Origin of the sequence: Photorhabdus sp. S10-54, from assembly GCF_963878145.1 — a bacterium.
In the GTDB taxonomy this organism is placed as follows: Bacteria; Pseudomonadota; Gammaproteobacteria; order Enterobacterales; family Enterobacteriaceae; genus Photorhabdus; species Photorhabdus kayaii.
This window is the reverse complement of record NZ_CAWNXG010000125.1, coordinates 1-1,733: the sequence shown is the minus strand read 5'-3', so window position 1 is coordinate 1,733 and position 1,733 is coordinate 1. Positions and strand designations below refer to the sequence as shown.

At 36.4% G+C, this 1,733-nt stretch carries 4 protein-coding genes; all 4 read right to left on the bottom strand.

Features of this window, described 5'->3' with window-relative positions; all coding sequences use genetic code 11:
* The coding region (locus tag AACQ83_RS24005; RefSeq protein ID WP_112879898.1) for a phage N-6-adenine-methyltransferase at positions 1-321 on the bottom strand (321 nt) is incomplete at its 3' end.
* The gene (locus AACQ83_RS24000) at positions 322-936 is read right to left on the bottom strand and encodes a hypothetical protein (protein WP_112879897.1); all 615 of its coding nucleotides are present in this window, start codon (positions 934-936) and stop codon (positions 322-324) included.
* A 1-nt stretch (position 937) separates the two neighbouring features.
* A complete protein-coding gene (locus tag AACQ83_RS23995; protein WP_112879896.1) occupies positions 938-1,213 on the bottom strand; it encodes a hypothetical protein in 276 nt (91 codons plus the stop codon).
* Positions 1,210-1,671 (bottom strand): hypothetical protein, encoded by a 462-nt coding sequence (locus AACQ83_RS23990; protein WP_192881102.1) that lies wholly within the window; start codon positions 1,669-1,671, stop codon positions 1,210-1,212. The genes AACQ83_RS23995 and AACQ83_RS23990 overlap by 4 nt, the downstream gene beginning before the upstream one ends.
* Between the last annotated feature and the right edge of the window lie 62 nt (positions 1,672-1,733).

Genomic DNA, 1,733 nt, shown 5'->3' with positions numbered 1-1,733 from the left:
AAACCAGCCGACCGAAGTGTCGGCTGGGACTAACATAACGACCGGCTGTGATTGCCTCCTGCTTTGTTCTGCCGCCTTAATAACCCACGGAGATATATCGCTATACGGCGGGTTACAATATATTGCTTCGTAACTTATCCAATCACATGTAAGTGCATTATCTCGTTCCGTGAGATAATGAGCACATAGAGCATTTTCATTGTCTGCCGCTGCATCGAGATAGAAGCCAAATTCAATATCTAACGCTGTAAATATCTCAAGCGGGGTTTGCCATAGGTCACGAAGATGTGCAGGGGTATTACTTCCGCCGAAGTCTGCCATTTATTTATTCTCTGCTATATATTCATCAAACTTACTGATACCCCATGCTATTGCATAGCAGCACCATATATAATAAAATTGATATTCCATTAAATCATTTTCACAAAAGTCAATAAAAATATCATGCTTATCGTCATAATTTCTAATTGCTGATATTGCATCATATTCATCGTATGAGCATGATATGATTTCTTCGATTGATTCTTGTATTTCTTCGAGAACATCATCAGAAATATCATCGTTATTATCAAGCCAGTTGCTAAATGCTTCACTAACAGCATCTTTGAATTTATCTAATGACCACCCTTGATATATTTTTTTGCAATGTCCAGCGCCAGCTTGTAATTTTTCCGACCAGTAGTATGGATTTATAGACAATTCATCGTCTGAGCTTCTGAAAAAATGGAACATATCTGTAACGCGGGAGAATGTAAAACATCCCATGTCACCGGATATGCATAAATACCCCGGCCACGTAACAATATCGAAATAATATGCACTACTGCCATCTTTACTGAATCGCAAATGACGATATAAGTCTTCATTATGCAATATTTTAATGCTGTGGTCTTTAGTATCTTTTTTGAATCGCTCTAGTATTTCTTTAATTTCCACTTTAATCACTCCAATAAGATAATGCTTCTTGTGCCGCATCGTGCGGATGAATATATTTCCAATCGCCATCTTTTCTAGAATATGACTCAATCTCACACTCAGCAATTTCTTTTGCTTCTGATAAACTAGCGCCGCGTGACGCTAGTATATTCACAACATAACGCTTGAACATTCGTTTCCAGATAAAATATGAATAGTGACAGAGATAATCATTCATCCGCTGCTTCACCCAAATATCAACAACATCAGACATAAATTCATCAACTATTTTTTTCATTGTTTATCTCCGCTGTTAAGCCATTCATCACCAAAATTATCAGTTACCCAACAATCATTTATTTCTAACTGAATCTCTTTTACAGAGCTATCAATCATCATTGCTACATCACGTACGTCTGATTCTTGTCTATCTATGAATCCCGATAAATAAGCTGCGATTAATCTGTCACGAGCATATTTAATACCATCAATGCGAGATTTGAGTACTATTGATTTAATTTGTGCAATTACTTGAAATGGCGAACCCGTGTCATCTTCTTCTCTAATTCCCACAGCATCAGCTATAGCTGTAAGACCAGCGCACGAATCAACAAACATTCCAATATATCTGTCACGTTCTTTACGAAGAAATTTCAATTTATCAGCAATATCATTCAGAATTAAATAATCGTCACATTTCGCTGTTCTTGCTAATTCGTGACATGCAGATATTAAAGACTCTGTATTTTTAGTCATGATTGTTACCTTTTTTCAATAATCTTGAATTCAATTACCCAGACACGCTTATTGTCAAATGA